The 2,469-nt window shown below is 30.2% G+C and carries 3 protein-coding genes; all 3 read left to right on the forward strand.

Annotation, left to right across the window (positions count from 1 at the left end; genetic code table 11):
* The coding region (locus tag VFS71_RS07945; RefSeq protein ID WP_326400394.1) for a hypothetical protein at positions 1 to 331 on the forward strand (331 nt) is incomplete at its 5' end.
* A gap of 183 nt (positions 332 to 514) precedes the next feature.
* The gene (locus VFS71_RS07950; RefSeq protein WP_326400396.1) at positions 515 to 1,027 is read left to right on the forward strand and encodes a hypothetical protein; all 513 of its coding nucleotides are present in this window, start codon (positions 515 to 517) and stop codon (positions 1,025 to 1,027) included.
* A gap of 785 nt (positions 1,028 to 1,812) precedes the next feature.
* A complete protein-coding gene (locus VFS71_RS07955) occupies positions 1,813 to 2,214 on the forward strand; it encodes a hypothetical protein (protein WP_326400397.1) in 402 nt (133 codons plus the stop codon).
* Positions 2,215 to 2,469: the final 255 nt, after the last annotated feature.

The raw sequence follows: 2,469 nt of genomic DNA on the forward strand, positions 1-2,469 counted from the left end.
AATTCTGAAAACTGAAAATTTATCCAAAAAAGAGTTGAAAAATTATAACGAAGATCAAAATTGTAAGCTATTAAGAGCCGATTATGACAGCAAAATTGATTTTGAAGATGGAACTTTTAATAAAATAAGTGTGAAATTTTATTACAATAAAAATCAATTATTTTATGTAAAATATCAAGAACAAACTAAATATGATAAAGTCAATGAAAATGAAACTTATCATAACTTTTTTTTTGCCGATATTGACAAAGAATTTAACGAAAATGAAGATTTAAAAAAATGGATACTAAATCAAAACGCAGAAATAGTTAAAAAGTGCGTATTGAATTGAAAATTAGAACAGAAATTAAATAAACAACCGAACGCCTAACAGCTACTACAACGGATTTGGGCAATTGGCTTAATGGAAAAATGGTTTTGTATTTGGGATGATTTGGCAAATCCAAAGCATAGGCCTAATTTAATCCCAAACCCGCTGTAGTACCAGAACGTTACCAGTAATACTAAAACAAATATGCGTAAAACGACAACCGAAATTACTATTGTTATGATACTTTGGGTAAGTATAATAATTTCAATTATTAGAAACCCAAGTTTTGGTCCTCAATTTATATTTGGAATTATAAGCGTAGTAACTGTTTCAACTGCTCTCCTACTCAGAAAAAAAGATTTAAGTTTGGGAATCCTAACATTTGCTTTAATTCTTTCAACCTTTAATGCCGTCAAATTTAGCGAAGCTTTTAGCTTATCGATGGGATTTGTACAGCTAATTCCATTTATATTATTGTTATTCGTAGTTTTTTCAAGGTTTGTGGAATTAATGAACTTGAAAGAAAAATGGTTTGGTGACGATCCAACAGAAATTGAAAAAGCGCAAGAAAATAAAATTGCTTTTTTTAAGCGCGAATTTCAAAATCTGCCTTCCGAAGAATTAATCAGAAGAGGAAATAATGATAAATTGGTTGAAGAAGCCAGAATGGCGATTGACAAACTTTTGAATGAAAGAGAAATAACAACAAACATATAAGTACTACTGGTAACAGCTACTACAACGAATTTGGGCAATAGGCTTAATGGAAAGTTAGTTTTGTATTTGGGATGATTTGGCAAATCCAAAAATAGAGCTTAATTTAATCCCAAACCCGCTGTAGTACCAGAACGTTAGCAGTTATACCAACACACATCGAGAAACAAAATATTATGATTAAAGAAATACTGTCGAAATTGGTTTATTCCCTTATTTTTTCTTTGATTATTTCAGCATTTACTTCTTTGATACTACATATTGCGAGAGATGGATTTGAAGTGTTCCAAACGGTCGTTTATACTTCAATCATAAACTTTCTCCTTTGTATAATTAATTTTACATCTTCCTTAACTGCTCTACTGAATTTAAAAGCAGAAATAAGAGAACGAAGAATTTTAAGTATGCTTTCTTTTTTTGCAATCCCAACCATATTTTTGATTTATATAATCTCAATAATTGCAAATGAATTTTACCAAGACGGATTTATTAGAAATCTTTTATATTTATTGTTTTTAATTCCATCCATTTCATATATATCATCATTAATATACAACTTTACTAAATTTGAAGAATACGTGTTAGAGAATACGTGATATTAAAATAAGCATAATAAGTACAACTGCTAACAGCTACTACAACGGATTTGGGCATTGGGCTTAATGGAAAAATGGTCTTGTATTTGGGATGATTTGGCAAATCCGAAAATAGGGCTTAATTTAGTCCCAAACCCGCTGTAGTGCCAAGACGTTGGCAGTAAGTTTAGAAAACCAAATGGAATAAACCGAATGAAATCAGTCATAAAATATAAAGGCTTAAAGAGATTTATTTTTATAGGAATACTATGTTGTTCAATCGTAACAATATACTTTTTCTGTTTCTCTTCAAGAGTTCAAATAGAAGTTTACAATAAAACTGATTTTGACATTGATTCTCTTAATATTGACGACAAATTTTATAAAATACCAAAGCAGAAATCTTTAGTTATTAATTGTAGAAAATTAACAATCCAAAATAATCTGCCTTTTGGTTCTCCGAAAGGAATCTTAAAAAATATGCCTCGTGATACAATGCCTGAATTTCTTTGCGGTACAGGAGTTGAAGAAATAAGAAGTGGAAAATATAAGTTTGACATAAAAGCTTTCATTGGAACAGATTACTATATGCTTGATTGGGCTGAACATAAATAGAACAGAAAAACCTACTGCCAACAGCTACTACAACGAATTTGGGCAATTGGCTTAATGGAGAGTTGTTTTTGTATTTGCGATGATTTGGCAAATCCGAAAATAAGGCTTAATTTGATCCCAAACCCGCTGTAGTACCAGAACGTTAGTAGCCATTACCAGAAAAACAGAAATTAAACTGATGAAACAGATTTTATTTTTACTTACAGTTTTTATAGCATTTAGTTGTCAAAAACAGCAAGAAAAAAACAATGCGAA

Origin of the sequence: Flavobacterium sp. (assembly GCF_035760125.1) — a bacterium.
Classification (GTDB): domain Bacteria; phylum Bacteroidota; class Bacteroidia; order Flavobacteriales; family Flavobacteriaceae; genus Flavobacterium.